The organism is Leucobacter sp. 7(1) (genome assembly GCF_900163635.1).
In the GTDB taxonomy this organism is placed as follows: Bacteria; Actinomycetota; Actinomycetes; order Actinomycetales; family Microbacteriaceae; genus Leucobacter.
Window position 1 is genome coordinate 1 of record NZ_FUID01000036.1, and the last position, 26,988, is coordinate 26,988.

Below are 26,988 nucleotides of genomic sequence, written 5' to 3' on the forward strand. Positions count from 1 at the left end.
GGGACCGGCGGCGGATCGTGCCCCTGCACACCCGAACCCTGCACCCCCTCACCCTCCGCAACGGCAGTGCGACCTTCATCATCGCTCTCGCAAGCCTGATGATGGCGAATCTCGCCCCGTTCATCATGACCGCGCTTGGACACCTCGGCTTTGACGTGATCGCGAGCGGCAACATCCTGACCTGGGCGCTACTCGCCTCCGCCGTCGTCGGCCTCGGCACCTCCCGGCTCGCCGCCGGCCCGGCCCGCCGCCGCCTCGCGGCGATCGGTCTTGTCGTCGCGGTTATCGCGTTCGGAGCGGCAGCGCTCATCCCGAATCCGACGCTCGCGACAACCGGCCTCATTCTCGGCGGGGCCGGCGTCGGCGCCGCGATCTCGACGTCCGGGGCCGCGCTCGCCGCGCTCCGCAACCCCAACCGGGTCTCCGCCACGAGCGGTCTTGTCAACCGCATCCTGATCACCGCCATCCTCGCGGTGATCCCCGTGATCGGGATCTCGCAGGGCAGCGTCTTCGGCACCCTCGCCCTCATCTCCCTCGCGGGCCTCGCCCTCGCACTCTGGCTGCCCGAGGCCCCCGAGCACGCCGCCCCGGTTGACGTCACGACGAGCCTCCAGATCGCCGAGCCGCGGCGCATCACCCTCGCGGGTACCGCAGTGCTCATTGTGTTCCCGCTGTGGGGCACGAGCGAGGACGCTATCTGGACCATGGCCCCCGTGCTGGGCGACACCGTGGGGATCGGCGAGCAAAACCTCGGCTTTGCGCTCAGCATCGCGGCGGCCGGCGGGATCCTCGGCATGCTCGCCGTCACGATTTTCGGCGCCCGCATCGGCCGCGCTGTGCCCCTCGCGATCGCGCTCGGCATCGGCGGTGCCCTGAAGATCTGGCTGGGCTTCGCGGACAGCCCCACCCTGCTTGCCGGGCTCATCATCGCGATCAACACGATCTACGCCTTCGCGTTTGCCCTGTTCATCGCGACCGCGGCCGGCCTCGACGCGCGCGGCCGCTGGTCCGGCCCGCTGCTCGGTGCCTACCTCGTGGGTTCCAGCTTCGCACCGCTGCTCGGCGGTGCCCTCATTGCGCAGCTGGGGGTCATGGGCTTCTCACTCATCATGGGGCTTGTCAGCTTTGTGGTGATCGTCCCGACAGTGATCATCGCCCGCGTCTCGGTGGGTGCCGAACGTGCGCTGGCTCGCGCGTCAGCCACGCCGCCCGCCGCCGCAGTTTCCGCTCCCGCCCCGTAGCATCGAAGGTGGGGGTATCGCGGGGCTGTTCGTCCGTTTCCTCCCCCGCCCCCACCCACACAGCGCCATTCGCGCACCCCCGAAAGCGAGTCTCATGTCCGCCACCACCATCTACCGCGACGCCACTGTGTTCACCGGGGAGGCCGCGGTCGCACCCCGCGAGTGCTTCGCCGTCCGCGACGGACTCGTGCTCGCCGCGGGTGACCTGGCCGCGGTGCGCCTCGCGGCGGGTGCCCACGGCGCTGACACTCCCCCCGAGGTCATCGAGGTTTCACTGGGCGGCGCCGTGGTGACGCCGGGCATCGTCGAGGGCCACGCCCACATGCTGATGCTTGGGGAATCCCTGTCGAAGGTCCAGCTGCGTGACGCCGGCTCCCTCACTGTGGTGCAGGAGCGGCTCGCCGCCGCACGCGCGGCTGCCCCGGATGCGCCGCGCATTCTCGGCACCAGTTGGATGTTCGACATTTTTGCTGAGGGCGAGCGCCCCACAGCTGCGGTCATCGACGCGGTGATCTCCGATGTCCCCGTGATCCTCGACGCCAACGACCTGCACTCGGTGTGGGTCAATACGGCCGCCCTCGCAGCGATGGGCATCACCCGGGACACCCCGGACCCTGTTGGCGGCGAGATCGTGCGCGACGAGAACGGTGACGCGACAGGTTTCCTGCTCGAAACCGCGGCGATGAGCTTTGCGTGGGGCTACTTGGACTCCGTGCGCAGCGAGGCCGACCAGGACCGCTACCTGTCCGCCGCATTCGACGCCTACCTCGAGACCGGGGTCACCGCCGCCACTGAGATGTCATTCGGCGAGGCCGAACTCGCCACGTACCGCCGCCGGCTTGCGCGCGACGGTCGGCTCCCGTTCCCCGTGACCGCGCACTGGCTGCTCACCGCCTCCGGCGATGTCGCCACCGACGTCGCGCAAATCGCACGCATCGCCGCAGCCCGGGACGAGCTCGCCGCGGAGTTCGGCACCCAGTGGCTGCAGATTGTGGGCGTGAAGTTCATCCTCGATGGCGTGATCGACGCCTGCACCGCCACCATGCGCGCCCCCTACGCGAACGGCGCGCTCCCCGGTCCGATCTGGGAGCGCGAGTTTGCCCTCCCCGTCGCCGTTGCCGCGGACGCCGCCGGGCTCCGGCTCGCCCTCCACGCCATTGGTGATGAGGCAAGCACAATCGCCCTGGACATGGTCCAGGAGTGCATCCGGGTGAACGGGGCCCGGACTGACCGCCGCCCCCGTGTCGAGCACCTGGAGTACGTCGCGGACGACACGATCGCCCGGATGGCCGCCCTCGGAGTCACCGCATCGATGCAGCCGGTGCACTGCGATCCGGCGGTACTGGACAACTGGCAGGCCGTGCTCGGCGACGAGCGCGCCCACACCGGGTTCCCGTGGCACAAGTTCCGCAACGCCGGGGTGCTGCTCGCGCTCGGCACGGACGCACCCACCGCCCCGCACTTCGCGCCAGACAACCTGTTCATCGCGCTCACCGCGGAATCCGCGCTCGACCGCAGCCGCGCTCCGTACCAGCCGGAACGCGTGTTCACCCCGGCGCAGGCCCTGGAAGCGCTCACCCTCGGCGCGGCCACCGCAACAGGACGCGAACAGGAGTTTGGCCGCATCGCAACCGGTGCGCGCGCCAACGTGGCTGTGTGGGCGGCGAACCCGCTCGCCGGTGCTCCCGAGGCACTGCTGGGCTCCGGCGCAGCGCTCACGCTCGTCGACGGCGAGGTCGCGCACCGCCGACAGGCGTAGCGCCCCAACGGGCCAGTTGCCCCCTCGGTGGCGCTGCTCAGCCGGACCCGACACAATGGGGCCATGAGCAGCGCACCGACGGCCCCCCGCGAGTTCACCTACGTTGACGCACACGGTGTCGAGATCTCGGCAACCGAGTGGCCCGCGAGCGATCCCATCGGCGTCGTACAAATTGCGCACGGAATCGGCGAACACGCACAGCGCTACTCCGAGTTCGCGCAGCACCTCGTTGACGTCGGCTTTGCAGTGTTTGCGGATGATCATCGCGGGCACGGCGAGACCGGCCGCCGGCAGCACGACGGCGACCTCGCACGGCTCGGCAAACTCGGCCCGGGCGGCCTGCAGGCCACAGAGGACGCGGTGGCGCAGCTCACCGGGATTGCACGCGAGCGCTACCCCGGCCTTCCGGTAGTGATGTTCGCGCACTCCTGGGGCTCGCTCATGGCACAGCGCATCCTCAATGCCAAGCCGCAGCTGTGGGACGCGCTCGTGCTCTCCGGCTCCGCGTTCCGCACACCCCGGTTCATGGAGAGCGGCAACCTCAACGCGAAATGGGATGGGCCCGACGCTACCGGGTTCGAATGGCTGAGCCGCGATCCGGCGTCCGTCGCCCGCTTCATCGAGGATCCGCTGTGCTTCGAAGCCGATATCCTGAAGCTCTTCGGAGTGGCCGATGGGCTCCGCCTGTTCGGCAAGCCCGGACCGGGGCTCCCGGCGGACCTCCCAATCCTCATCGTCGCTGGCGGGGATGATCCGCTGAGCCGGGGCGACGGGCTGCACCGGCTCGCCGCGGCCTACCGGGCCCGCGGGCTGCGCGATGTGTCCGTGAAGGTCTACCCGGGGGCGCGCCACGAGATCCTGAACGAAACCAACCGTGACGAGGTCATCGCCGACGTGACAACGTGGATGCTTGAGCGCGTCTCCCCGGAGTAGCTGGCCCCACGCCACTCACCCCAAGCTGGAGGCCGTGCGCTGGCGCAGGAAGTCGGCGGGTGCCGGGACCACGGCACCGGCCGGCACGGAGACGTCCGCGGCGACACGGTAGATCGCGGGCTGCGTGAGACGAATCGCGACGTGCTCGCCCACCGGAACGGTGACAACTGTGTGCGTCGGGAGATCGACCTTGACGCGATGCGCGCCGCCAAATGTTTCGACGGTGATGCGTGTGGTCGCGCCGAGGAACAAGTGTGAAGTGACTGTCCCCACGGCCGCCGTCGAGGGTTCGCACACGAGCGCGTCAGGGCGGACGAAGATTCGATCTGCGGCTGCCGTGTCGGCGGGCGGTGCCCAGAACTCGGGCTGCGGGGCGCGCGCGGCGATGGGCAGCTCGTTTGTCACGCCCACAAAGCCGGCCACAAACGCCCCCTCGGGGCGGAAGAACAGCTCGTCGGGGCTGGCGATCTGCTGGATCTGTCCGTCCCGCATCACCGCGACACGGTCGGCCATTGCGAGCGCTTCTTCCTGATCGTGGGTGACAAACACGACCGTGATCCCGGTGCGCAACTGCAGCTCACGGATCTCCTCACGCAGTCCGGCGCGCACCTGCGCGTCGAGCGCCGAAAGCGGTTCATCGAGGAGCAGAATTCCGGGGCTGATCGCGAGCGCGCGCGCCAGCGCCACGCGCTGCTGCTGGCCGCCCGAGAGCTGGTTGGGGTAGCGGTTTTCGAAGCCACCGAGCCGCACAGTCTCAAGCATTTCGAGCGCGATCCGCTTCCGCTCAGCGCGCGGGACCCGGCGCAGCGCCAGCCCGAACTCGACGTTCTTCCGAACCGTGAGGTTCGGGAACAGGCTGTATGACTGGAATACCATGCCGATCCCGCGCCGGTGCGGCGGCAAGGGCAACACCGATTCTCCGTCGACAAGCACGTCACCGCCACTGGGGGTCTCAAAGCCGCCGAGGATCCGTAGCGCAGTGGTCTTGCCGCAGCCGGACGGGCCGAGTAGGGCGATAAACTCGCCGGCCTCGATTGTGAGCGAGAGCCCCTCGAGCACGCTCGTGGATCCGTAGGATTTCTGGACGCCGCGGAACTCAATTGAGGCACCTGCTGGGGAGGATGTCGGGGTCATGCGGAGGCCTTTCGGGACACGGCGATCCGGTTAGATGCCTGGAGAACAATGATCATGAGCGCCCACGACAGCAGGGTGACAAGCAGGGACACCGCGATCGAGGTGCGGAAGTTGCTCCCGGAGAGCGTCATGAGTTCGACCGAGAGGGTGTGGAAGCCGAGCGTGATCGAAAAGGTGAACTCGGCGAGGCCCGCGGAGAGGCCAAAAAACGCGCAGTACCACAGGGAGGCCCGAATATTCGGGGCGACCACGAGCAGCACCGCGAGCGGAAAGGGTGCCCCGAGACCGCGGGCGCTGTCGAGCAGCTGCGTCACCGGGATCGTCGAGAGCGCGTTGTCAATGATGCGGAAGGTGAAGGGAAGCAGCACCACGACATAGCACCCGAGCAGCACGATCGGGAATGACGGGTCTTGCAGGAACTGACTGATCGCCCGCGCCGTCTCCCCCGCCTCCACACCCGCGCGGAGCACAGCCATCACGCCGGCGACAAGCGCGATCGCTGGCACGACGAGCGGCAACATGCAGATCACTTCGACGAGGGGCCGGAACCGCTGCGCCGACACGTGCAACAGCACGACTGTGGGCACCAGGATCGCCAGCAGGATCACCACTGAGACCGCGGAGAGCCCGAGCGAGAGCCCGAGACTCCCCATCACCGCCGGGGACGAGAGCGCGTCGGTCAGGGCGGTGAGGGTCAGGCCCTCACCGGGTACCCAGAAGCTAAACCAGAGCCCTGCGAGCATCGGGACCGCCAGGTAGGTGATCAACAGGAGCAGGGCCGTGACCGCGAGCACTTTGGGCCAGCGCGGCGCGCGGTAGGGGCGGGGCGCGGATCCTGGCGCCGCATCCGGTACGCCGGATCCGGGCTGCGGCACGGCCGCGGTTACTTCGAGGACAGCCACTGCCGGCTCCGTTTCTGCAGGGGAAGCGAGATCGCAAGGGTGAGCAGGGCAATCACGATCATGTTGACGCTGAGTGCCATCGCGACGTTCTCCTGACCAGAGGAGTTCCCGCCGGTCAACAGCCCAGCAATTTTGAGGGTGACGAGGGGAAAGTTGGCGCCGCCGATGAGCGCGGCCGCGGAGACGTGTGTGGCGAAGGAAGCCCCGAACAAGAGGACAAACCCGCTGATGAGCGACGGCATCACCACGGGGAGTCCGACGCGTCCCCAGAATTGAATCCCCGGGGCACCGAGCGAGGCAGCGGCCTCGCGCCACTCGCGCTTCACGCCCTGCAGGGTGGGCAGGAACAGCATCACCATCGTCGGGATCAGGAAGTACTGGTACATCAAGATGAGCCCGCTTGAGCTGTACAGGGAGAATCCCAGAGCGTCGAGCCCCAGCACCCCGGTCAGGATCCCGACGCTGCCGAGGATCACAATGAAGGAGAAAGCGAGGCTGATCCCACCGGAGTTTGCGAGCACCGTCGCAAGGACCGTGGTGACGGAGTTCACCCGGTCCGAGGCGAGCGTCACCACTGCCTGGGCGATCAGCGCTCCGAGCACCGTGCCAATCACGGCGGCCGTGAGGCTCACCTGCAGACTGTTCAGGATCGACTCGCCCTGCGCACCCGAGACGCTGAGCGCAAAGTTGGCGACCCCCCAGCTTGTCTCCCCGGGCTGCCCCGGGATCGGCACCTGGAAGGCGGAGAAGACGAGGCCGAGCAGGGGGACGAGCAGGAAGAGGCACGCAAACCCCAGAAACGGGATGAGTCCGGTCAGGGCCCGGGGCGGCCTCACAGTCGCCCCGGCGATCGCACCGCGACTCATGCGGTGGTGACCTCCAGCCAGGCGGTTGTCAGCTGCGCTTTCGCGGCCTCCCGCTGCTCAGCGCTGGGAGTCTGCGCCTCGCCCTCGGCCGGCGGCAGCGCGGCTACCGCGGCCTCGTCCGCCGTCCCCGACTCAATCATCTCGGGCAGGCGTACCGGGCGGGTCTGCCCCTCGAGGAAGAGGTTCTGACCCTCATCGCTGAAAATAAACTCCAGCCACAGGCGTGCCGCTGCCGGGTGCGGCGCGTCGGCATTGATCGACGCGGCGTAGTACGCGGACCACAGCACATCCGTGGGGACGTTGACCTCAAAGTCGATGCCCGCGGCCGCGAGCTTGGTCGCCGACGCGAGGTTCAGGTAGTCCCAGCTCAAGACAATCGGCGTCTCGCCGCGCTCGATCGTGCCGTCATTCGCGACGACCTTGGTCATGTTGCCGCTGTCCGAGAGTTTCTGGAAGAAATCGACGCCCGGCTGAATATCGTCGAGTGAACCGCCGTTGGCCAGCGCCATCGCCCACACGATGTTGAACTCGAGTTCGCCGGAGGTGGGATCCTCGAACGCGCCGATCTTTCCCTTGAATTCGGGCTTCGCGAGGTCAGCGAGTGTCGTGGGGCAGGTTTCCACCCGGCCTGTGTCGCATCCGATGCTCATGTACCCGCCGTACTGACTGGTCCACTGGTTGCCCGCCCCGTGGAGGCCCTCGGCAAGATCCGGCACCGTGGCTGGCCGGTACTCGGCGAGCAGATCCTGCGCCGCACCGTCCTCAGCAAACGAGACTCCAGTGTCGAGGTAGTCGATGGAGCGCTCCTGACCAACGCGCTGCTGGATCACGTTGATCTGCTCCTGGCTGGAGCTCATCGAGACATCGTTGTCGATCTCGATGCCGTACTTTTCAGTAAATGCGGCCTTGAGCTCGCCGTAGTTTGCCCAGTCGTCAAAGAGTCCCATCGTGTGGAGCGTGCCCTCGTTCTGGGCGGCGGTGACAAGGGCGTCCATGCCGCCACCGGCCTCTGCGCTTGTCGCAGTGGCCCACGGGGTGTCCTCGGTAGGGGCGGAGGATGTGGAGCAGCCGGTGAGCACAAGAGAAGCCACAACCAGGGCGGTCGCAGCGACGGGGAGCATCTTCATGCGAGTGTTCCAATGCAGTCGAGAAACAAAAAATGGCCGACAGATCATCCGGCCAAGAGAATCTCAACATCATCGTGTGAACGCTTGACATCGCCCACCGAACACGTGGGTGAACGCGGTCAGGCCACTGAGGGTGGGAAGGTGAACACCGCTGCGCAACCGTGCTCAACGCACCAACGCCCGCCCCGGAGAACCCGGGACGGGCGTTGGTGTTCAGGCGATACCGAGTCCGGTGGGGGATCTCGGGGGAACGGACTATCTGTCGCGCAGCTCGTCCTTGACGTCGTTGCGCGCCTTCACGGCATCGCGCTCTGCTTCGGCCCGTTTTACGTCGGCCTCCGCACGAACCTCATCGATCTTGTCCTTGGCCTTATCAACCCCGTCTTCGACGGCCTGGCTGACCTTCTTGGCCGCTTCTTCAGCATTGTGCTTGGCGTCTTCAAGAAATCCCATAGGTAGTGCCCCCTTCGTTTCCGTTGGTGGACCCCCAGTGTTTCGCGTCTTTCTGAGAGGAAGCACAACGCTTTCTGAAGACAACATGAGCGCGCTGAGTACGGAACGCTGCAGGAATTGAGTGAATCCGCGCTCACATTGAGGCGTGACGAGGCGCCGGGGTGCCGGACACCCCGGCCTGATCCAGCGCCAGCAGACCGGCGAGAATCAGATCGATCCCGCGCCCAAAAGACGCGTCGAGCTCCGCCACAGTGTCGCCCTCCTGGGCAGCCCCGGCCGCGGCTGTGTCCGCGGCCTGTGCCCCCACCAACGCGCCGAGCGCCGCGGCCTGTCGGTGCGTCTGCGTGGACTGCGCGTGACCGAAAGTGAAGAACACAAGCGTGCGCGCCGCGTCGCCGCCCACCAAGCGAGCGAGTTCGTCTTCGACCCGCGAACGTCCCATTCGGAACGCGGTTGCTGTCGCCACGACATCGGCGCCGTCACGCACGCCGAGCATCGCTTCCCGGAGGTCGATACACAGTCGCCGAGCAACGTCAAGGCGCTCCGTCAATGGGGCTTGGGCGAGGTCGCGGTCGGTCCGCGGCCCGACGCCCTGCACGATCTGATCGGCCATCAACGCCAGCAGTGATTGCTTGTTCGGCACGTGATGATAGAGCGCACTCGGCTGCACGTCGAGCTCGGTAGCCACCCGCCGCATTGAGCAGTTTTCGAGCCCCTGCGCGTCAAGTACGCGGAGCGCGGCGGCGACGACGTCGGCGAGTGAGTTGCGCATGTTTCCAGCCTACCGCTAACCTGAACACCATTCACCAGAACACTGTTCAGGTTGACGTTTATTGACTCACGTCGCCCGCCACCCCTGACCCCAGGAGCCCCCATGACTGACGCCATCCCCGCCGCAGCCCCGACACGCGCTGCACGCCGCAGCAACCCGGGCACTGACCTCGCCCTCATCGCCACCTTCGCTGCACTGATCGCCGTATCCGCCCTGCTTCCGGCAATCAGCGTCGGCAGCGCCGTGCCCATCACACTGCAGACCTTCGCGGTCATGCTCGCGGGTGCCGTACTCGGTGCGCGCCGCGGCTTCCTCGCCGTGCTGCTCTACCTGGCCGTCGGAGCCATCGGCCTGCCAGTGTTTAGTGGCGGCTCGGCCGGCCTCGCTCCATTCGCGGGCCCGACGGCGGGCTACCTCGTCGCCTTCCCGCTCGCCGCGCTCGCCACGGGCTTCTTCGTCGAGCGACTCCCCCGCTCACGCGTCGTCGCAAGCATCCCCCTCATCATGCTGTCGGGCCTCGCGGCAAGCTTTCTCTTCATCCACCCTCTCGGGATCCTGGGCCTGTCATGGCGCGCGGATCTCACCCTGAGCCAGGCGTTCATCACCGACCTCGCATTCTGGCCTGGCGATGTCATCAAGAACCTCCTGATGGCAATCGTCGCGACCACGGTGCACCGTACGTTCCCCACGCTCCTTCCCGCACGCGCTCGGCGGGACCGCACCGCCGCGACCGCGTAGGATCGCCGGGTGATCGAGTTTCAACACGCCACCGTTGTTGTCCCCGGCCCCGAGGGTGACACGACGGTGCTGCACCCGACAAGCCTGACCCTGACCGAATCGCGGGTCTCGGTGATCGGCGCAAACGGTTCGGGCAAATCAACCCTCGCACGGCTGATCAACGGTCTCGTCGAACCCAGCAGTGGCGCAGTGCGGATTGGCATGAGTACCGGCACTGGCCCTGGCACTGGCCCGGACGCCAGCACCCCAACGCTCGATACGCACACCGACGGAGCTGCTGTGCGCCGGGCCGTCGGCTTCGTGTTCACCGACCCAGCCGCGCAGCTCATCATGCCGACAGTTGCCGAAGACGTCGCGCTGTCACTGCGCCGCCGCATTCGCGGCAAGGCGGAACGACGCGCGGCCGCCCTCGAGGTGCTCGACCGCTTCGGTCTGCGCGCACTGGCCGACCGCAGCGTGCACACCCTTTCTGGTGGGCAGAAGCAGCTGCTCGCGATCGCCGCGGTGCTCGCGACGGATCCCGCGATCCTCGTCGCAGACGAGCCGACCACGCTGTTGGATCTGCGCAACGCTCTGCGCATCAGCGAACTGCTCTTCGGCCTGCCGCAGCAACTTGTCGTCGTGACGCACGATCTCGACCTCGCCGCGCGCGCCGACCGCACGCTCGTGATCGCCGACGGCCGAGTCGCATTCGACGGCCCCCCTGCTGAGGCGATCGCCCACTATCGGGCGATCGCGGGTTCGGCGGCTGCCGAGTGAGCATCGCCAGCCCCCTGGGGGCTTACATTCCCGGAGTTGGTCCGTTGCACCGCCTCCGCCCGGGAGCAAAGCTGCTCGGGCTGTTCGTGTTCGCGACAACCGTGGTTGTGCTGCGCGGCACCCTCCCCACCACGATTGCGCTCGGCGTCGCGATCCTGCTGGCCGTCCTCGCCGGTCTCCGTGGCCGTGACTTCTGGCGGGTCCTGCGCGGCTTCGCCCTCGTCGCCGTGCCGCTCTTCGCGTTCCAGGCCTGGCAACAAGGTTGGGAGCGCGGCTTCGAGGTTGTCGGGGACCTGTTCGCGCTGATCCTCGCGGCGAGCGCGGTCACCGCAAGCACCGCGGTCGACGACATGCTCGACACCGTCGCCTGGGCGCTCCAACCGCTGCGCCCATTGGGCGTCCACCCCGAGCGGGTCGCGTTCGCGTTTTCCCTGGTGATCCGTGCGGTGCCGAGCATCTTGGAGATCGCACGGGAGACCCAGGCGGCGGCGCGTGCGCGCGGGCTGGAGCGCAGCGCCCGCGCACGGCTTGTCCCGATGGTGCTGCGATCGGTCGCGCAGGCACAGCTCACGGGGGAGGCGCTGACGGCGCGCGGGATCGGCGACGAGGAGCGCTGAGCCGGATCCCCCGTCGCGCCTCCGCGTGGGCCCCAGGCACACCGTAGGCTAGTCACATGGTTGACGCGCACTCCCCTGAATTCCACGCGGCTGGCCCCGAGTCGGACGCCGCACCTGTCGACGCTGAAGAAACCGCCGCCGAAGAAACCGCCGCCGAAGAAATTCCCGCGGAGGTTCACGCGGACTACGCAAACGACGCCGTGCGCGCAGCGCTGCATGCGCTCCAGGAGACTCCGGACTACCCGCATCTCGCCGCATTCCTACTCGCCCTGCGCGAGGGCTACCTCGTGGTCGACATCACGGGCACCGCGGGGAAGAAGCGTGGCCCCCGGGCGCGCACCCTCCGCTCCACTTCCGGCCAGCTTGTGCTCCCGATCTTCACCTCGATGGCCGAGCTGAGGGCTGTCGCACCTGCGAGTCGGGCCGAAGAGCTGAAGGGTGCCGTCATGCCCGCACAGCAGGCGCTCGCGCTCATCGCCTCCGACCGCTTTGTCGCCGCGGAGTTCGACAAGGCCTCGGCCGCACTCGTGGTGCTCCGGAAGTACGTGACCCTCGCGGCGAGCAGCGCGGAGATCACTGCGGAATCTGTGGCGGCGCTGAAGTAGCACCGCTCCGGCGTGCCTCGCCGAAAAAGCACTGAGCGGCCCCTCCCCGTCCGGGAGCGGGCCGCTCAGTGCGTGAGGTGGCGTATTACAGTGACTTCACCGAGAAGGCGCGGATCACCTGGACGATGCCCATGACCACCATCGAGATGCCGAGCAGCAGCCACAGCGTGACGGCGCCGAGCAGCGGCGAGAGCAGCAGGACGATACCGGCGATCACGCTGACGATGCCGTAGATGATGGTCCACACCTTGCTATCGCTCTTGCCAGCCACAGTGAAGGCCATGATTCCCTCGAAGAGCCACAGGATGCCCACCGTGATCGACAGGAACATCGCGAGCACAACGGCCGCGGCGCCCACGTTCATGAGCATCACGATGCCGCCGGCGATGTAGAGCAGCCCGAGCAGGATGTGCCCCACACGTGCCCATCCGCCGAGCGAGCGGCTGAAGATCGACGAGCCGAGGTACACGACGCCGACAACAAGCGCGTACGCGGCCATGACAACCGCGAGCACCTGCATGGCGACCACACCGGATTTCGCCGGGTTGAAGATGATGAGCAGGCCGAGCACAAGAGCAATGAGCCCGCCCACGCCGAACGCGGTGCGCACTCCGTCGGTGAGGCGGTTCTCGATCTTCGTCTCGCTCGGCGTTTCGGTGCCAGTCATTGGGATCCCCCTTCGCTGTGCTGTGCCGGAACGGTACAGCTGATGTGTCCCATCCAAGCGCATCACGCCAGTTTCTGCGAGAGCGCGCGCCCGTTTCGATGCCTCAACCGTTACATAGCCCCGGATCGGGCCCAGTCGGTCCCCTAGGCTGGGACTCACCGCGGCCCGGGCAGGGCACGTCACTCAGACATCAAGGAGGATCATGAGCACCGGATCACACGGCGAAGTACAGCTTGAGAACGAGTACTTCCGCGTCACCCAGTGGACAATCGAGCCGGGCGGCGTCATCCCGATGCACCGCCACGATTACGAGTACGTGGTCGTGCCGATGGTCACCGACACGATGCACGTCACCAATGCCGACGGCAGCGAGATCGTCGCCAACCTCGTCGCCGGACAGAGCTACACGCGGTCGGCGGGGTCGGAGCACCAGGTCGAGAACCGCACGTCCGCGCAGAGCATCGTCTTCGTCGAGACGGAGCGCCTCGCGTGAGCGCCGCAACGGAGTCCACGGTCACCGTTCGCCTGATCGCAGAGGGTGACCGCGCGGCGTGGGGCGAGCTGTACCGCGGCTACCGCGACTTCTACGGCAAGCCGCACGATGCCGCCGTGTACGACACCGTGTGGGGTTGGCTCATGGATGCAGCGCACGAGACCCGCGGCCTCATCGCAGAGGTGGCCGGTGTGCCTGTCGGGATCGGGCACTTCCGCCGCTTCGCGCGGCCCATCGACGCCGGCCACGGTCTCTACCTGGACGACCTGTTCACCGCCGAAGCCGCACGCGGCACGGGGGCTGGCGGGGCGATTCTCGACAGGCTGGCAGAGATTGCCGCGGAAGAGGGTGCCACCCTGGTGCGCTGGATCACGGCCGACAGCAACGCCACCGCGCGCCGGCTCTACGACCGAGTTGCCACCCACACCCCCTGGGTCACGTACGACCTCGCGCCCCGCCACTGAGCGAAGCTTCGGCAACGAGACCGCAATATCGCACCTTCTGCAGTTCCTGAAGGTGCGATATTGCGGTCTCGGCGTCGGAGTGGGCGGGAAGGGGCGGGAAAGGGATCCTGCCCGGTCGGGCTACTCGCGGAGGCGCTCGGTTCCCGTGGTCGGTTCCGAGCGGCCGTGGACCACAGTCTTGCCATCGCCGTCGACCGCGACAAACACGATCTCGTTGAGGGTCAGCACCTCGCCCCCGGTGACCGCGTTCTCGACGCGACAGCTCAGGGTGATCGAGGTGCGCCCGAACGCCGCCACCCGATATTCAAGCTCGAGTAGGTCGCCGCGATCGGCACGCGAGACGAAGTCGATCGCGGACATGTGCCGGGTAACCACGTCGATGGTGCCGAGCTGAGCGACGGCCACAATCGCGGCCTCCTCGTCTACCCACTGCAGCAAGCGGCCACCAAACAGCGCCCCGTGCTGGTTCAGGTCTTCGGGTTTGACCCATTTGCGCACGACGTGGCGATACTCACTCATGGCCACAGCCTAGTCACCCGAACTTCGCAGATCAGCATGCCTATTCGGCGGAGCGCTCCAACAGCGGAAGTGTTTCAGCTCTGCTGTGTTCAACGTGCGCGAGCGCCAGCGCTGCCGCGCGCTCTCCCTGGCCGCGCAGGATCGCATCGCACAGGTCGCGATGTTCTCGGTGCAAGTCGAGGTCGTCGCGCTCATTCGCGAGGTGAAACAACCGCTTCACGCGCCCACTAATAGGCGGCATGAGGTCGCGCAGTAGGGCGTTCCCCGAGAGCTCAACGATCGCCTCGTGGAACGCTGAGGTGGCGTCGGCGATCTCCTGGTTCTGGGCCTCTGGAGTGCGCGCAGGATCCGCCACGACGGCACGCTCAGCGCGTTCGAGCGCCGTCCGCAGTTCATCGCCTGCCGCGCCGGCGGCGCACTGCATTGCGGCGAGCCGGGCGGCCAACACCTCGAGCGAGGCACGCACGTCAAAGAGTTCCCGCACGTCAGAGATCGCCATCGGGGCGACCACCGCGCCGCGCCGCGGCAGGGTCCGAATGTATCCCTCGGCCTCAAGCCGCGGAAACGCCTCGCGGATCGGGACGCGCGACACCCGAATCTCTTCGGCGAGATCCCGTTCCCTGATCCTGCTACCCGGGGGGAGCCTGCCGTCGATAATGCGATCCCGCACCCACTCGTAGACGGCGTCACCTCGTAACGGCTTCACCGCGTCGTCCCCCGTGGGCCCACTCACATCAGCGTTGCTCTGCATCGATATCGATCCCTCTTCGCCACCGCCGCTACGGCCGTTTGGTATTACCAAGATAGCATTCTTAGCCGCCAGCTTCTCGATGAGCCTGAGTTTGGCATACAATTTCCGAGGCGCGCGAGAATTCGTGCCCGTGGGCTGTCCCCAGAGCAAAGGAGTCTGTGCATGACTGATCCCACCCTCGCTGCGAAACCTACGCGGCCCCGAACGATGAAACGGGAGCTGGGCCTCCCGGCGCTGATCGCCTACGGACTCACCTCGATGGGTGTGCTCTCCGTAGTCTCGGTCTACGGCCCGGCGACCGCGATCAGTGACGGGCATCTTCCCGCGGCCTACGTCGCGGCAATCCTCATCATGTTGTTCACCGCCCACAGCTACGGTCGCATGGCCGCCCACGTGCCAATCACCGGAGGCGCCTACGCCTACGCCACGCGTGCGTTCGGCCCGGCGCCCGGGTTCCTTACGGGATGGGTCATGTTGCTCGACTACCTGTTCCTCCCGATGGTCAACTTCCTGCTCTTCGGGTTGTATTTCAACAGTCTGTTCACCACGATTCCGTCGTGGGTGGGAACGCTGATCTGCATCGTCATCGTTGCCGTGCTCAGCGTCATCGGCGTGAGCTGGATCAAGCGCATGAACTCCGTCGTCATTGTCGCCTCGGTGCTCGTGGTGGTGGCCTTTCTCACACTCGCCATCCTGAACGCGCCGGACCTCAGCCTGGCAGCCGTGATGACGCCGCTCACCCCCGGCGAGGGCGGGATCGGGCCGATCCTCGCGGCCGCGGCAATCGTGGCGTTCGCGTTCCTCGGATTCGACGGCGTCTCTACGCTCGCCGAAGAGACCAAGGACCCGCGCCGTCGAGTGCCCAAGGGCATCGTGCTCTCCACACTCTTCGCGGGTCTCGGATATCTGGCATTCTCCATCGCGGGCAGCCTGATCGTCCCTGACTGGACCACGCTGAGCAACCTCGACGCCGCGGGAACTGAGCTGATGCAGCAGGCGGGCGGGGACGTCCTCATGGTCGTCTTCGTGATCGTGAACGTCGTCGGCATCGTTCTGTGCGGGACCGCCGCACAGATGAGCGTGAGCCGCGTGTTGTTCGCAATGGGACGCGACGGCATCCTCCCGCCGGTGCTCGCTCGCCTGCACCGCCGCTTCCGCACCCCGTACATCGCCGCGGCAGTTGTCTCCGTGGTGGCGCTCGTCGCCCTCTTCATCACACTTGATCAGGCCGTATACATGATCAATTTCGGGGCCCTCGTTGCGTTCGCCGTCGTGAACCTCGCCACGATCAAGGTGCTCTTCTTCGACCTCCGACTGCGGGGCGGCTGGGGTCTACTGCGCCACCTGATCATGCCGCTCATCGGGTTCGTGTCGATCGCCTGGCTGTGGACGTCGCTCGCCCCCTTCACTTACGCACTGGGTGGGGCTTGGCTGGCCGTGGGCGTCACGATCTACCTGGTGCGACGGCGCCGCACAGGCGGGCCGCTGGCGCTGCGCATCGACGGTGCCGACACCGAGACCATGCCGACGCTGCAGTACCAGAGCTGACCGGTCCCGCCGGTGTTTCCGCACTACCCGCGCGGAAACACCGGCGGGAACAGCTCCGTCTCACTCGAACCACCCGTCGGCGCGAGCGCGTCCCGCTCGGGGTAGGCCGCCCGGAGCGCCTCGAATACGCGCTGCCCCTCACGGCGCAATTCTGCGAGGTCGACGCCGGGAAGCAGCCCCTCACGCATCACGATCCTGCCCGCGACCATGCTGAAGTGTGCGTCGCGACCCGTCCCCGACAGGGTGAGCGTACGGATCGGATCGTCAACCGCCCCCATGCGTACATCGGCCAAGGAGAACGCCACAAGATCGGCCTGGGCCCCCGGCTCGATCCGGCCGAGGTCGGGGCGCTTCAGCGCGGCGGCACCGCCGAGGGTCGCCGCCTCCACATACTCAGCGAGCATGCCCCGCCCCAGGTCCCCGTGCTGCGCCTTGGCGAGCTGCACCCCCGTATCAATCGCCCGGATCAGATCGGGCGGGAACGAATCACTTCCCAGCGCAATGGTGACCCCCGCGTCGAGGTACTGTGACAGCCGGTCCAGCCAGAACGCATATCGCGCGTTCGTGACCGGGCAGTGCACGATCGACACTTCGGCCGCCGCGAGTCTCGCCAAATCGCCCCGGTCCTCCCCGTGGACGTCGGGGTGCACATCCAGGTACACCCCGTGCGCGAGGATCAGGCGCTCGTTCAGTAGCCCCGCCCGCTCGAGCAGGCCGAGCGGCGTGGTTCCGCGCTCGCGCGCCAGGATTCCCCGCTCTGATTCGAGCCCCTGCGTCGCGTGGACCCGGACGAGCGCACCACGATCTGCGGAGAGCTCCGCAGTGCGGCGCAGAATATCGTCCGTGACTGTCTCGACCCGACACGGCACGAGCACCCCGGTCACCAGAGGGTCCTCGAGCTCAGCCGCGGTATCCAGGAAACGGGCCGCGTCCGCGAACGCCGCTTCACCCTTGGCCTCGTCCCAGTGGATCCCCGCACTCCCGTCACCGCGCGTGACGTGCACCCCGGAGCGATACGAGGGACCGAGAAAGACGCGGATGCCCAGCTCACTTGCGGTCCGTGCGGTATCGAGCAGGTCATCGTGCGTCTCTGCCCATGCCCCGTGTACCTCGGTGGCGATCGGCATCGCCGTGGTCACACCGTGGAGCAGGAGCTGGACCAGGCCGTAGCGGCGCAGGATCGAGCGATCCGCCGCACTGAGCACCTCCCGCGGGTCTGCCGCATAGACTTCGGACCATTCGAGGCGCGCCTCGTGCTCGGGGCTCCACCAGGAGTCAAGCAGCAGGTGATCGATGTCCACCAGGCCCTCGAGATCGATCAGCCCGGGCATCAGCAGGCTCTCTCCCAGATCGACGATGCGGTCGGCCGAGACGGCGAGCGCGTCGCCGGCTGGCCCCGCCGCCACTGCGGCAATCCGGCTGCCGCGCACAAGCACACACGCATCCCGCAGCTCCACGAACTGCGGGACGCGTGCTCCGGATGGCACCGCGGGATCGACCGCAATCACGTGCGAGGCGCGGAGCGCGACGGTCCCCTCCTCGGTGCCTGCTCCCCGCACCTCACCTGCATCGCTCACGAGGCCAGCTGCTCTCGGCGCTTCGGTGCCCAGCCCGGCCCAGGCACCGCGGCCCGGAGGGCGCGCGTGTACGGATGCGTGGGGTGTGCGAGCAGCGTGGCGGTGTCGCCCTGGTCCACGACCCGGCCGTTCTCCATCACGATCATGCGATCCGAGATCTGATTCACCACCGCCAAATCGTGCGAGATGAAGAGGTAGCTGACCTGCCGCTCGGCCTTAATGTCGGCGAGCAGGTTGAGGATCTGCGCCTGAATCGATACGTCAAGCGCCGCGACCGCCTCATCAAGCACGATGATGCCGGGATCGGCGGCGAGCGCCCGTGCAATCGCCACACGCTGCCGCTGCCCGCCCGACAGCTCGCGCGGGTAACGGTCGAAGAAGCGTTTCGGCAGTCCCACCGCGTCCAGGATCTCCTGCGCCCGGAGGCGCGCCGCACCGGATCCCGCACCGTGCAGGCGCAGATTGGAGGTGATCACGTCGCCGATCCGCTGTCGCCCGTTCAAGGACGAGTAGGGATCCTGAAAGACGTACTGCACCTCACGCGCACGCGCGCGCCGCTCCCGCAGCGAACGCGGGGCGGCGGTCCGATCGCTCCCGTGGATTTCGACCTGCCCAGAGGTGACAGTCTCCAACCCAACAATCATGCGGGCCACAGTGGTCTTGCCCGACCCGGACTCCCCCACAATCGCTAAGTACTCATCCTCACGGAGTTCAAAACTCACCCCGTCAACGGCCAGCACACCGCCGTCTTTCACGCCGCGCGGGGCGGGAAACACCTTCGTAAGTTCTTGCACTCGCATCAGGGGTGTTGCCGCAAGTGCGGCGTTCTCAGTCGGGTTCACAGTGCAGCCCTCGCCTTCAATTCCTCGTGCAGTTCCAGGTTGTACTCGAGCACGGGAAGCCGGTCCAAACGCTCCTCGATGCTCGGACGGGCCCCGAGCAACTCGATCGTGTACGGGTGTGTGGGCGCTTCGTAGACGTGCGCGCCCTGCTCGACGATCTCCCCGGCGTACATCACCGCGAGGCGGTCACAGCAGGCGTTGGCGAGTTCCAGGTCGTGCGTAATGAACAGCAGGGCGAGTCCCCGCGCCTTCCGCTGCTCGTCAAGGATCGCCATCACATCGGACTGGGCGGTGACGTCGAGGGCGGTCGTCGGCTCGTCCGCGAGGATCAACTGCGGTTCCGCGAGCAGCACGCTTGCGATCATGACGCGCTGCAGCAGGCCACCGGAGAGCTCGTGCGGATACTGTCGCAGTCGCCGTTCCGGGTGGCGCACCCCCACCTCATCGAGGAGTTGCACGGCCCGCCGTTCCACTTCGTCGCGCGGCAGCCCGCGATCCCGCACGAGTGCCTCCGTCAGGAAGTCGCCCACAGTGTGGACTGGGTTTACGTGGGCGCGCGGGTCCTGGAAAATCATCCCCACATCGGTGGCGCGGTACTTCCGCAACCGTTCACGACCCATCGCGAGCACGTCTTCACCGGCGAAACGGATTGCCCCTTCGGTCTGAAACCCGTCGGCGAGCATGCGCATCACGGCTCGGGTGGTGAGCGATTTCCCGGATCCCGACTCCCCCACCAGGCCGAGCGCTTCGCCGCGATCCAGCGTAAGGCTGACGCCGTTCAACAGGTCGAGCCTGCGGTACTTCGTGATCAGGCTGGCACGCAGATTCTCAATTTCAAGCAGTGGTGCGTTCATCGGAAACTCCGGGTGTTCGAGGCGAGACGGTCACCAATGATGGTGATGCTCCAGACGATGAGGACAATCGCAAGACCCGCGAAGATCGCTTCGTTGGCCTGGCCCCGCAGGAGCGAGTCAAAGCCGCTCTTCACCATGAGGCCGAGATCCGCGGTCGGTGGTTGCACGCCGAGGCCGAGGAACGACACGGCCGCGAGGTCGATCACCGCGAAACCGAGCGACGACACGGCCTGGGCTACCACGATCGGCTGCACGTTTGGCAGGATCTGGGTCAGGCTGATCCCGGCACCCGACTGGCCCTGCAGCCACGCGGCCTGGACGTAGGGCATCCCCCGTTCGCGCAGCGCGGCTCCACGGACCACACGGGCGACGTACGGGATGTATCCGATCGAGAGGCCCACGACCACGGTCGGGAGGTTCGGACCAAAAATGGCCACCGCGATCAGGGCGAACACGATGCCCGGCACGGAAAAGAGTACGTCGAGGATCCAGGAGATCACCGTGTCGACACGGCCTCGGTTCCAAGCCGCGATCAGGGCAAGCGTTGTGCCCACGACCGTCGCGATGAGGATCACCAGCGTGGGGCCGAGGAGCGTGATCCGGGCACCATACATCAGGCGAGAGAGGAGATCCCGCCCCAGCGCGTCCGCACCGAGTAGGTGCTGTGCGCTCGGGCCCGAGAGCGCGGCGAGCAGGTCCGGATAGTCGGGATCGTAGGGCGCAACCCAGGGGGCCAGCACCGCCGCGAGCACGAAGATCGTGAGGACGACCGCGGCGATGATGCCGGTGGGTCCCAGTTTGCGCGCGAGCAGCGTCGGCCGGCCCGGATCTTGGGAGGCGGCGCGCCGCAGCGCGATCTGGGTGGTGCTTGGTGCGCTCATTGCTTGCTCCCGAGCTGGATTCGTGGATCGATGATCGTGTACAGGAAGTCGACGATCGCGTTAATGACGACGAAGGCCACGACAAGCACCAAGATCACGGCCTGCACGACCGCGAAATCGCGCTGCAGGATCGCGCGCACGAGCAGCGATCCGAGGCCATCGAGTGCGAACACATTCTCGATCACCACCGCCCCGGCGATGAGGGTCGCGACGGTCAAGCCCAGGACGGTGGTGATGGGGATCAGCGCGTTTCGGAGAATGTGTCGGCGGATGATCAAGCCCGGGCGCAAACCACGGGCGACCGCGGTCTGCACATGCTCACGCCCACGCTCTTCGAGAACTGACGCCCGGGTAATCCTGGCTTGGTAGGCGGTGCTCGCGACCGCAAGCGCCGTCGCTGGCAGGAGCAAGTGCACCAGCGTGTCGAAGCCGCCGCTGCCGCTGCCGTTCGTCGGGAACCAACCCAGACCCACCGCGAACACACTGATCAGCGCAACACCGATCACGAAGGCGGGGGTGGCGAGCCCGAGAGTGGCGAGCGTCGTGACGACCTGGTCCACCCAGCCGCCCTTCAGCGAGCCGAGCAGCCCGAGCCCCACTCCCACAACGGCGATAATCAGGGTGGCCAGCGCAATCAGCGCAACTGTCGTACCGATCCGGCCACCGATCAGATCAAGCACCGGCTGACGGTACACGACCGAGTCGCCCAGGTTGCCCTGAAAGAGGTCCCCAATCCAGGCGAAGTACCGCACAAGGAAGGGATCATCGAGGTGGTACTGGGCGGTCACCCGAGCGATCTGCTCGGGGGTCCCGCCCCGGGGCCCGAGCACAAAGCTCAGCGGGCTTCCCGGGGCGAGGTACAGCATGCCGAAGACGACAAACGAGGTGACGAACAGGACGAGCAGCAGGCTGCCCGTTCGTCGCAGGAGAAATGCAGGGGTGGACACGTGTTACTCCACGCCCCCGATGGTGGCGGCCCACGGGTATCCGAGGTAGGCCGAGGAGGCCGTCGCACCGGAGATCGCGTTGTTCTGCACGAGGATCACCGGCAGGTCCCCCATCGGCAACCACGGGAGATCCCGCGTGATCTTCTCCTGCGCAGCGATCGTGTACTCGGCACGTTCCACCGGATCGAGCGTCTGGCGGGCCTTCGTGAGTTCCTCAGCGGCACCGTCGTACTTGATGAAGTTGTTCGTGCTTTCGGGCATGAACGTCGTGTAGACGTCGAGCGGATCGGTGACGTTGCCGTAGTACGTCGTGAAGAACCCGTCGAGGCCTTCACGCGCCTTCGGGTCGAAGTACAGGTTGCCGAACTGCTCAACCGGGATGACCTTAGTCTCGATTGTGAGGCCAATTGCCTCGCCAGCCGCCTGGATCAGGTTGGCCGTCTGCTCGTGCACCGCGGAAGATCCCTGCACTCCCAGCACGATCGGCGCGGAGACGTCTCCGGCTTCAGCGAGAAGTGCCTTGGCGCGCTCGATATTTGGCTGCAGTTCGTAGCTGTCGAATGCTTCTTGGAAGAGTGCCCCGGCTTCGTCGTCACCGTAGTACGCCGGGCCGGTGAGCACGGGAGACGGGATCGCGGTCCCCTGGAACACGACGTCGGAGATGGCCTGGCTGTCGATTGTCGCGAGCAGCGCCTCGCGCACCTTCGGGTTCGAGAAGGTTCCTTCTTCCTGGATCGCGCGGAGCGACCAGAAGATGTACGACTTACCGAAGGTGATCGTCGCGTCGCTGCCCTCCAACTGGCCGAGACCAGCGGGCGGCAGGTAGAAGAACTGCCCGTCGACGTCGCCGGTGCGCAGCGCATTGACGGCGGTCGACTCGTCGGCGATGAAGCTGAACGACAATTTCTCGACCTTGGGGATCAGGTTCTTGTCCCAGTAGTTCTCGTTCTTCACGAGCGTGATGGCCTTGCCCGGCTCCCAGCTCTCGAGCTGGAAGGGACCCGTGCACATCATGCCGCCCTTCGGCGTTCCGAACTGCTCGCCGGCGGCCTCCGCAGCGGCCTGCTGCACGATCGCGCCCGCAGCGCTCGACATGCCCTGTTCGAAGAGGGCGTCCGGCTGGGTGAGCTTGACCGTGACCTGGTTCTCTCCGGACTTTTCCACGCTCGCGACGTTCTGGAAGTAGTCCGTCCAGTAGCTTGCGGTGTCCGGCCCGACCTGGCGACCGAGCGAGTACACGACGTCATCCGCGGTGAGCGGGGTGCCATCCCAGAACGTGACTCCGGAGCGGAGTGTGTAGACGTATGTGGTGTCGTCGGGCGACTCCACCTTTTCAGCGAGCGCGTTCTCGATCGTGAGATCCGGCGTGATCCGAGTGAGGCCCTCGCAGGTGTTCGAGTCAACCGTGTTCTCCGCGTAGTTGAAGGAGAGCATGGGATCGAGGGACATCGGCTCGTAGGGCAGGTTCCAGGTCACCTCGGCGACAGGATTCGCGCCAGGTTCGGTGGTGGTGGCCAGGCTGTCAGCGTCGACGTTGAACGCCGCGGAAGCCGTGCCGTCGCCACCGGCAGAGGCAGTACCCCCTCCGGCGCACGCGGTCAGGGTGAGCGCCGCGGCGGCGAGGACGCCGGGCAGCAAGAGAATACGACGAGTAGTCACGGGGACTCCTTTGTTCCAGTGTGGTGCGGGGTGGGGTAGGGATCGGGAATAGGTGGTCGAGGAGCGGGGCGGGGCTAGGCGAGCACCTCGCCGCCGTCACGCAGTACGCGCGTGGGCGCGGGGCGGTCAACAACAAGCTGGGCAATACTCTCGGCGGGAAATTCAAGCCGCGTGCCCCCTTCAGCGCCGCCCCACGCAGCGAGCTCGGGGATGCCGAGCATGGTGCCGCCCGCGGTCGTCGCGATCCGGAAGACGCGTTCCAGATCCGCGTCGGTCAAGGCACCGGTGCGGTAGGCCAGCAGATGAGCGCGGTCAATCATGCTGCCGTTGCCAAACGGGCTCCAGCTGTCGCGCACTCCGTCCGATCCTGCAACGACGCGGACGCCGTGGCGCTCAAAACGGTCGAGATCCGGCACGGGATCTGCGCCCAGCGCACACGTGGCGATCCAGATCCCCGCCTCAGCGACACGGTCAAGGGTCTCCCCTAGGCTCGGCAGCGAGGCATCGCAGAGCGCAAATGCATGGCCGATCGTGACGCGTTCCTGCCGACCGCTCGCGATCGTGCGGGCGGCGATCTCGCGGATCTCAGCGAGGCCGCCCTCCCCGCCGTCGTGCAGGTGAATGTCGAGGTCGCGCCCCGCACGATCCGCGATCCCGAAAATCGTGTCGAGGTGCCCGTGCAGGTCGTTTTCGACGCCGATCGGGTCAATGCCGCCCACCAGATCGGCCCCCGCAGTCAGCGCGGCGGACATCAGGTCCGCGGTGCCCGGATCTGTCAGCACGCCGAACTGCGGGAACGCCACAATCTGCACGGTGAGGTGCGGCGCGAGCCGCTCAGCTGCTGCGCGGACGCCCTCGATGTTGCGCAGCCCGAGCTCGGTCGACACATCAACGTGAGCCCGCATTGCGAGTGTCCCGTTGCGGAGCGCGTTCGAAAGGAGCGCGTAGGCGCGGTCCTCCACACTGAGGGCGAAGTCGTGCTGCGTGGCACGATCGTTCGCGATCAGCTCCGCGAGTGTCGCGGCCGGCTTCCGTGACAGCCAGGGTCCACCCCAGGTCGTCTTATCCGGGTGGATGTGACCGTCGACGAAGCCCGGCGTTGCGAGCGTCGTGGGGTGCGGAAGCTCCGTCATGGTGAGGCCTTTCTCAGTGACATGGGGTGCCGTCATCTCAATTCGTGATGGCGGGCAGCAACTTGTAAGACATATGATAACCATACGACCTCACCAATCTGCAAGGATGTGATTGTGCAACCCATCAACCGGCGCTCCCTCGTCGACACGGTCGTCGACGAGCTGAGGCGCGAAATCAGCGATGGCCGCTGGGCCATCGGCGATCGCATTCCGTCCGAGGCGGAACTCACTACAACGCTCGGGGTGAGCCGCCCGTCAATTCGCGAAGCGGTCCGATCACTCGTGCAGCTCGGCCTCCTGGAGACCAGACAAGGCGACGGCACCTACGTTGTCGCGACTGACCCCACCCAGGTTGCACTGCGCCGTGCCATCCATTCGGCGGACAGCCACGAGGTGATCCGCGTGCGCCGTGCCCTTGATGCGTTGGCCGCGAGCGAGGCGGCCGCCAGCCGCACAGACGAACAACTCGCGGAGCTTGCGGACTACCTGCGTGCACGGCGCGCCGCCGTCGATGCTGGCGACGCCAGCGCGTTTGCGGCCGCGGACGTGGCCTACCATCTGGGCATCGCACGCGCCTCGGGCAACCAACTGCTCGCGGACATCTACGCGAGCTTCGACGCGTCACTCTGGGAGTCGGTCGCTGACGCTTCGTGCGTCGAGCAGCACAGCGATCCGGAGGGTGCCGATATGCACGATGCCCTGTACCAGGCCATTGCCGCACAGGACGCGGAGCGAGCAACGGCCGCCGCGTTGAGCGTCCTTGAGCAGCAAGAACGCCTCCTCGATGAACTCGACTGATCGCCGCCGCGGCGTCGCGGCGGGGATACTCCTTCTCGCAATAGGTTTGAGTGTCCGGTTTCCGATCACCTCCGTATCGCCACTCCTGAACACAATCGGCGACGCATTCCATCTGTCCGCGAGCGGCTTGGCAGCAGTGAGCGCGCTTCCCGTGTTGATGTTCGGGCTTGCCTCCCCCTTTGCCCCCGCGCTAGTAAATAGGCTCGGGCTCTCCCGCGCGATCACGGTCCTGCTCGGTGCGCTCGCGGTGGCCACCCTTGTGCGCCCGCTTTCCACGCCCCTCCTCTTCGCCGGGGTCGTCGTCGGCGGGGTCGCGATCGCGATCCTCGGCATCCTGGCCCCGCAGATCATCCGCCAGGCGCTCCCGCGCCGCGGTGGCTTCTGGACGGGCATGTATACGACCGCATTTGGCGTGAGCGCTGCAGCGGGCGCCGCTCTCGCTGTCCCACTCCTGCACATGCTGGGGGACAACGTCGTTGCGGCACTCATGGCGTGGGCAATCCCCGTGCTGATTGCCTTCGGCCTCGCGCTCGGCCTGGGCCCCGCGCTCGGCGGACCAGGGGCAAGGGGCCACCGAACACCCACGCAGCCGTGGTCTGCAATCCTGCGAACGCCGGGCATCTGGCCGGTGACAGGCTATTTCGCCTGCCAAGCCCTCATCTATTTCTCGCTCACTGCCTGGCTGCCCACAATTGCGATGGACCGGGGGCTCAGCCCGCGCGACGCCGGGCTCCTCCTCGCGTGGCTCAGCATCGCCGGCCTCCCCGCGTCGCTCCTGGCCCCCACGCTCGCCGCGCGCAAGCACCTCCGCACCCCACTGATCGTGTCGCTCGCGGTGCTCTCCGTCATTGGTCTCCTGAGTCTCGCGTTCGCCCCGATCGGCCTCGCGCCCGTCGTCGTCGCCTTCCTGGGGATTGCGCAGAGCGGCGCGTTCGGACTCGCAATCGCGCTCATAGTGTTCACCACCCCGAGCGCGGCACTGACGGCTGGCTTTTCCGCGGTCAGCCAGGGCCTCGGCTACGCATTCGCCGCGCTCGGCCCACTGCTGCTCGGGTTCCTCGCCCAGGCAGGAGTTCCCTGGGCCGGTGCGCTGCTCGTACTCGCCGGGGTTGCCGGGGCGCAACTCTGCTTCGGCGTCTGGGGATCCCGCGCCTCGCAGCGGAACCAGGGTGGCTAACACCCCGGGCTCACCTGTGGTCGCCGTAGACTGCAGGCATGCTTGTCTTCGCCGGGATCCTCTTGCTGATCAACGCTGCCTACAACGTGATCGTGTGGCCGCAGTTCTGGAAGCGCGTGGCGAAGGACCCGCGTGCACGCGACGAGCAGGGCCGCGCAACCCGGTTCCTCACCGTGCACGCCGTGCTGATCGGAATCGCACTCCTGATCGCCGTGGCCTCGGCGATTGCCGGCGTCATCGCGCTCGTCCAGGCGTAATTTCGTTCTGCTCGTTCTGCAGGAGATTCTCGGGCTGCGTGCCGGATCCGGGCCCAAATCTCCTGCAAAGTCGTGAATCTCCGACGCGCTGGTGAACGGGTTTGGTTAACGTGACTGGTGAATGGGACTGGTGAACGGGTGCCCACGCAGCCTCGCACGGGGTATGGCCGGAGTGGGTACCGGGGTGGATTCCAAGGTGTATTCCAGGGCTGACCCAGGCCCCTAAGCCTTGGAATTTGGGGCGGGAAAGTTTCTTGAAAAACTTTCCGCCCGAGCCACCAGGGGTTTCCCCGCCCCAGAATTGTTGCCCCCTGAAACCCCCTGTTTTCGGGGCCTGAATGTCAGTGGTGTGTGAGGGAATAGCCCCATGCCCGCCAACGGAGAGTTCACCCCCACGCAGCGCCACCGCGTCGCACACGCGGTGAGCCGACTCGAAACGATCGAGACGCACCAACGGGCACTCGATGCGGAACGCGTCACTGTCCTTGCTGACGCCCTCGACGCGGTCGTCAGTA

General features: G+C 66.9%; 29 protein-coding genes. 13 read left to right on the plus strand and 16 right to left on the minus strand.

The genetic code is table 11. From position 1 onward, the window contains the following. Positions 1-17: 17 nt before the first annotated feature. The 3 genes from FM113_RS08165 (at position 18) to FM113_RS08175 (ending at position 3,933) form a co-directional block, all read left to right on the plus strand. On the plus strand, positions 18-1,241 hold the full coding sequence (locus tag FM113_RS08165; protein ID WP_254908925.1) for an MFS transporter: 1,224 nt from the start codon (positions 18-20) through the stop codon (positions 1,239-1,241). A gap of 94 nt (positions 1,242-1,335) precedes the next feature. Next, entirely contained in the window at positions 1,336-3,000 is a 1,665-nt protein-coding gene (locus FM113_RS08170; RefSeq protein WP_087013426.1) for an amidohydrolase, read from the plus strand. Between the two features lie 63 nt (positions 3,001-3,063). Continuing rightward, a complete protein-coding gene (locus FM113_RS08175) occupies positions 3,064-3,933 on the plus strand; it encodes an alpha/beta fold hydrolase (RefSeq protein ID WP_087013379.1) in 870 nt (289 codons plus the stop codon). 15 nt (positions 3,934-3,948) lie between these two features. Here the strand turns inward: FM113_RS08175 and FM113_RS08180 are convergent, their stop codons facing one another. The 6 genes from FM113_RS08180 to FM113_RS08205 all read right to left on the minus strand — a co-directional run bounded on the left by FM113_RS08180 (position 3,949) and on the right by FM113_RS08205 (position 9,187). Continuing rightward, positions 3,949-5,067: an ABC transporter ATP-binding protein gene (locus tag FM113_RS08180; protein ID WP_087013381.1), complete on the minus strand. Its 1,119-nt coding sequence runs from the start codon at positions 5,065-5,067 to the stop codon at positions 3,949-3,951. Further along, positions 5,064-5,969, minus strand: coding sequence for an ABC transporter permease (locus FM113_RS08185; protein ID WP_087013382.1), 906 nt, complete (start codon positions 5,967-5,969; stop codon positions 5,064-5,066). The genes FM113_RS08180 and FM113_RS08185 overlap by 4 nt, the downstream gene beginning before the upstream one ends. After that, the gene (locus tag FM113_RS08190; protein ID WP_087013384.1) at positions 5,951-6,835 is read right to left on the minus strand and encodes an ABC transporter permease subunit; all 885 of its coding nucleotides are present in this window, start codon (positions 6,833-6,835) and stop codon (positions 5,951-5,953) included. Before FM113_RS08190 ends, FM113_RS08185 begins: the two co-directional genes overlap by 19 nt. Then, positions 6,832-7,962, minus strand: a complete 1,131-nt coding sequence (locus FM113_RS08195) for an ABC transporter substrate-binding protein (protein ID WP_087013386.1) — start codon at positions 7,960-7,962, stop codon at positions 6,832-6,834. The genes FM113_RS08190 and FM113_RS08195 overlap by 4 nt, the downstream gene beginning before the upstream one ends. A 255-nt stretch (positions 7,963-8,217) precedes the next feature. Beyond that, positions 8,218-8,415 carry a hypothetical protein gene (locus tag FM113_RS08200; RefSeq protein WP_087013388.1) on the minus strand — a complete coding sequence of 66 codons (198 nt, stop codon included), beginning with the start codon at positions 8,413-8,415 and terminating at the stop codon, positions 8,218-8,220. Between the two features lie 133 nt (positions 8,416-8,548). Continuing rightward, entirely contained in the window at positions 8,549-9,187 is a 639-nt protein-coding gene (locus FM113_RS08205; RefSeq protein ID WP_087013390.1) for a TetR/AcrR family transcriptional regulator, read from the minus strand. Between the two features lie 102 nt (positions 9,188-9,289). Between FM113_RS08205 and FM113_RS08210 the strand changes: the two genes are divergently transcribed. The 4 genes from FM113_RS08210 to FM113_RS08225 are packed head-to-tail and all read left to right on the plus strand — an operon-like array spanning position 9,290 to position 11,906. Next, positions 9,290-9,925 carry a biotin transporter BioY gene (locus tag FM113_RS08210; protein WP_087013392.1) on the plus strand — a complete coding sequence of 212 codons (636 nt, stop codon included), beginning with the start codon at positions 9,290-9,292 and terminating at the stop codon, positions 9,923-9,925. A 9-nt stretch (positions 9,926-9,934) separates the two neighbouring features. Next, complete coding sequence (locus FM113_RS08215) at positions 9,935-10,684, plus strand: energy-coupling factor ABC transporter ATP-binding protein (protein ID WP_087013394.1); 750 nt, start codon at positions 9,935-9,937, stop codon at positions 10,682-10,684. Next, positions 10,681-11,301, plus strand: coding sequence for an energy-coupling factor transporter transmembrane protein EcfT (locus FM113_RS08220; RefSeq protein ID WP_087013395.1), 621 nt, complete (start codon positions 10,681-10,683; stop codon positions 11,299-11,301). The genes FM113_RS08215 and FM113_RS08220 overlap by 4 nt, the downstream gene beginning before the upstream one ends. A 56-nt stretch (positions 11,302-11,357) precedes the next feature. After that, the gene (locus tag FM113_RS08225) at positions 11,358-11,906 is read left to right on the plus strand and encodes an SseB family protein (protein ID WP_087013397.1); all 549 of its coding nucleotides are present in this window, start codon (positions 11,358-11,360) and stop codon (positions 11,904-11,906) included. A gap of 85 nt (positions 11,907-11,991) precedes the next feature. On the opposite strand, the gene FM113_RS08230 is transcribed toward FM113_RS08225, so the two are convergent. After that, on the minus strand, positions 11,992-12,573 hold the full coding sequence (locus FM113_RS08230; protein WP_087013399.1) for an HdeD family acid-resistance protein: 582 nt from the start codon (positions 12,571-12,573) through the stop codon (positions 11,992-11,994). A 202-nt stretch (positions 12,574-12,775) separates the two neighbouring features. On the opposite strand from FM113_RS08230, the gene FM113_RS08235 reads away from it, so the two are divergent. Together FM113_RS08235 and FM113_RS08240 are read left to right on the plus strand one after the other, a co-directional pair. Further along, on the plus strand, positions 12,776-13,066 hold the full coding sequence (locus FM113_RS08235) for a cupin (RefSeq protein WP_087013401.1): 291 nt from the start codon (positions 12,776-12,778) through the stop codon (positions 13,064-13,066). After that, a complete protein-coding gene (locus FM113_RS08240; RefSeq protein WP_087013403.1) occupies positions 13,063-13,530 on the plus strand; it encodes a GNAT family N-acetyltransferase in 468 nt (155 codons plus the stop codon). Before FM113_RS08235 ends, FM113_RS08240 begins: the two co-directional genes overlap by 4 nt. A 120-nt stretch (positions 13,531-13,650) precedes the next feature. Here FM113_RS08240 and FM113_RS08245 read toward each other — a convergent pair whose 3' ends face one another. After that, positions 13,651-14,049, minus strand: coding sequence for an acyl-CoA thioesterase (locus FM113_RS08245; protein ID WP_087013405.1), 399 nt, complete (start codon positions 14,047-14,049; stop codon positions 13,651-13,653). A 40-nt stretch (positions 14,050-14,089) separates the two neighbouring features. Continuing rightward, positions 14,090-14,800: a GntR family transcriptional regulator gene (locus FM113_RS08250; protein ID WP_087013407.1), complete on the minus strand. Its 711-nt coding sequence runs from the start codon at positions 14,798-14,800 to the stop codon at positions 14,090-14,092. Positions 14,801-14,962: 162 nt separating this feature from the next. Between FM113_RS08250 and FM113_RS08255 the strand changes: the two genes are divergently transcribed. Beyond that, the gene (locus FM113_RS08255; protein WP_087013410.1) at positions 14,963-16,348 is read left to right on the plus strand and encodes an APC family permease; all 1,386 of its coding nucleotides are present in this window, start codon (positions 14,963-14,965) and stop codon (positions 16,346-16,348) included. A 23-nt stretch (positions 16,349-16,371) separates the two neighbouring features. Here the strand turns inward: FM113_RS08255 and FM113_RS08260 are convergent, their stop codons facing one another. The 7 genes from FM113_RS08260 to FM113_RS08290 form a co-directional block, all read right to left on the minus strand. Next, positions 16,372-17,925, minus strand: a complete 1,554-nt coding sequence (locus FM113_RS08260) for a chlorohydrolase family protein (RefSeq protein WP_254908922.1) — start codon at positions 17,923-17,925, stop codon at positions 16,372-16,374. Further along, positions 17,922-18,767 carry an ATP-binding cassette domain-containing protein gene (locus FM113_RS08265; RefSeq protein ID WP_254908923.1) on the minus strand — a complete coding sequence of 282 codons (846 nt, stop codon included), beginning with the start codon at positions 18,765-18,767 and terminating at the stop codon, positions 17,922-17,924. The genes FM113_RS08260 and FM113_RS08265 overlap by 4 nt, the downstream gene beginning before the upstream one ends. Next, positions 18,764-19,621 (minus strand): ABC transporter ATP-binding protein, encoded by an 858-nt coding sequence (locus FM113_RS08270; protein ID WP_087013411.1) that lies wholly within the window; start codon positions 19,619-19,621, stop codon positions 18,764-18,766. The genes FM113_RS08265 and FM113_RS08270 overlap by 4 nt, the downstream gene beginning before the upstream one ends. After that, positions 19,618-20,502, minus strand: a complete 885-nt coding sequence (locus FM113_RS08275; RefSeq protein WP_087013413.1) for an ABC transporter permease — start codon at positions 20,500-20,502, stop codon at positions 19,618-19,620. Before FM113_RS08275 ends, FM113_RS08270 begins: the two co-directional genes overlap by 4 nt. After that, a complete protein-coding gene (locus tag FM113_RS08280) occupies positions 20,499-21,449 on the minus strand; it encodes an ABC transporter permease (RefSeq protein WP_254908924.1) in 951 nt (316 codons plus the stop codon). The genes FM113_RS08275 and FM113_RS08280 overlap by 4 nt, the downstream gene beginning before the upstream one ends. A 3-nt stretch (positions 21,450-21,452) precedes the next feature. Further along, positions 21,453-23,108 carry an ABC transporter substrate-binding protein gene (locus FM113_RS08285; protein WP_140393313.1) on the minus strand — a complete coding sequence of 552 codons (1,656 nt, stop codon included), beginning with the start codon at positions 23,106-23,108 and terminating at the stop codon, positions 21,453-21,455. Positions 23,109-23,182: 74 nt separating this feature from the next. Further along, complete coding sequence (locus tag FM113_RS08290) at positions 23,183-24,277, minus strand: amidohydrolase family protein (RefSeq protein WP_087013416.1); 1,095 nt, start codon at positions 24,275-24,277, stop codon at positions 23,183-23,185. A 78-nt stretch (positions 24,278-24,355) separates the two neighbouring features. Here FM113_RS08290 and FM113_RS08295 point away from each other — a divergent pair, with 78 nt between their 5' ends. From FM113_RS08295 to FM113_RS08305, 3 genes are read left to right on the plus strand one after another with little or no spacing between them, the layout of a single operon-like run. After that, positions 24,356-25,039: a FadR/GntR family transcriptional regulator gene (locus FM113_RS08295; RefSeq protein WP_140393314.1), complete on the plus strand. Its 684-nt coding sequence runs from the start codon at positions 24,356-24,358 to the stop codon at positions 25,037-25,039. Next, complete coding sequence (locus FM113_RS08300; RefSeq protein WP_087013420.1) at positions 25,026-26,216, plus strand: MFS transporter; 1,191 nt, start codon at positions 25,026-25,028, stop codon at positions 26,214-26,216. The genes FM113_RS08295 and FM113_RS08300 overlap by 14 nt, the downstream gene beginning before the upstream one ends. A gap of 38 nt (positions 26,217-26,254) precedes the next feature. Next, complete coding sequence (locus FM113_RS08305) at positions 26,255-26,473, plus strand: SCO4848 family membrane protein (protein WP_087013422.1); 219 nt, start codon at positions 26,255-26,257, stop codon at positions 26,471-26,473. The last annotated feature ends 515 nt before the right edge of the window (positions 26,474-26,988 follow it).

Coding starts and splice junctions, on each gene's coding strand:
- FM113_RS08255 (WP_087013410.1), top strand. CDS start 14,963: ATGACTGATCCCACCCTCGCTGCGAAACCTACGCGGCCCCGAACGATG.
- FM113_RS08250 (WP_087013407.1), bottom strand. CDS start 14,800: ATGCAGAGCAACGCTGATGTGAGTGGGCCCACGGGGGACGACGCGGTG.
- FM113_RS08205 (WP_087013390.1), bottom strand. CDS start 9,187: ATGCGCAACTCACTCGCCGACGTCGTCGCCGCCGCGCTCCGCGTACTT.
- FM113_RS08245 (WP_087013405.1), bottom strand. CDS start 14,049: ATGAGTGAGTATCGCCACGTCGTGCGCAAATGGGTCAAACCCGAAGAC.
- FM113_RS08290 (WP_087013416.1), bottom strand. CDS start 24,277: ATGACGGCACCCCATGTCACTGAGAAAGGCCTCACCATGACGGAGCTT.
- FM113_RS08210 (WP_087013392.1), top strand. CDS start 9,290: ATGACTGACGCCATCCCCGCCGCAGCCCCGACACGCGCTGCACGCCGC.
- FM113_RS08170 (WP_087013426.1), top strand. CDS start 1,336: ATGTCCGCCACCACCATCTACCGCGACGCCACTGTGTTCACCGGGGAG.
- FM113_RS08275 (WP_087013413.1), bottom strand. CDS start 20,502: ATGAGCGCACCAAGCACCACCCAGATCGCGCTGCGGCGCGCCGCCTCC.
- FM113_RS08235 (WP_087013401.1), top strand. CDS start 12,776: ATGAGCACCGGATCACACGGCGAAGTACAGCTTGAGAACGAGTACTTC.
- FM113_RS08225 (WP_087013397.1), top strand. CDS start 11,358: ATGGTTGACGCGCACTCCCCTGAATTCCACGCGGCTGGCCCCGAGTCG.
- FM113_RS08180 (WP_087013381.1), bottom strand. CDS start 5,067: ATGACCCCGACATCCTCCCCAGCAGGTGCCTCAATTGAGTTCCGCGGC.
- FM113_RS08200 (WP_087013388.1), bottom strand. CDS start 8,415: ATGGGATTTCTTGAAGACGCCAAGCACAATGCTGAAGAAGCGGCCAAG.
- FM113_RS08175 (WP_087013379.1), top strand. CDS start 3,064: ATGAGCAGCGCACCGACGGCCCCCCGCGAGTTCACCTACGTTGACGCA.
- FM113_RS08300 (WP_087013420.1), top strand. CDS start 25,026: ATGAACTCGACTGATCGCCGCCGCGGCGTCGCGGCGGGGATACTCCTT.
- FM113_RS08195 (WP_087013386.1), bottom strand. CDS start 7,962: ATGAAGATGCTCCCCGTCGCTGCGACCGCCCTGGTTGTGGCTTCTCTT.
- FM113_RS08270 (WP_087013411.1), bottom strand. CDS start 19,621: ATGAACGCACCACTGCTTGAAATTGAGAATCTGCGTGCCAGCCTGATC.
- FM113_RS08230 (WP_087013399.1), bottom strand. CDS start 12,573: ATGACTGGCACCGAAACGCCGAGCGAGACGAAGATCGAGAACCGCCTC.
- FM113_RS08305 (WP_087013422.1), top strand. CDS start 26,255: ATGCTTGTCTTCGCCGGGATCCTCTTGCTGATCAACGCTGCCTACAAC.
- FM113_RS08190 (WP_087013384.1), bottom strand. CDS start 6,835: ATGAGTCGCGGTGCGATCGCCGGGGCGACTGTGAGGCCGCCCCGGGCC.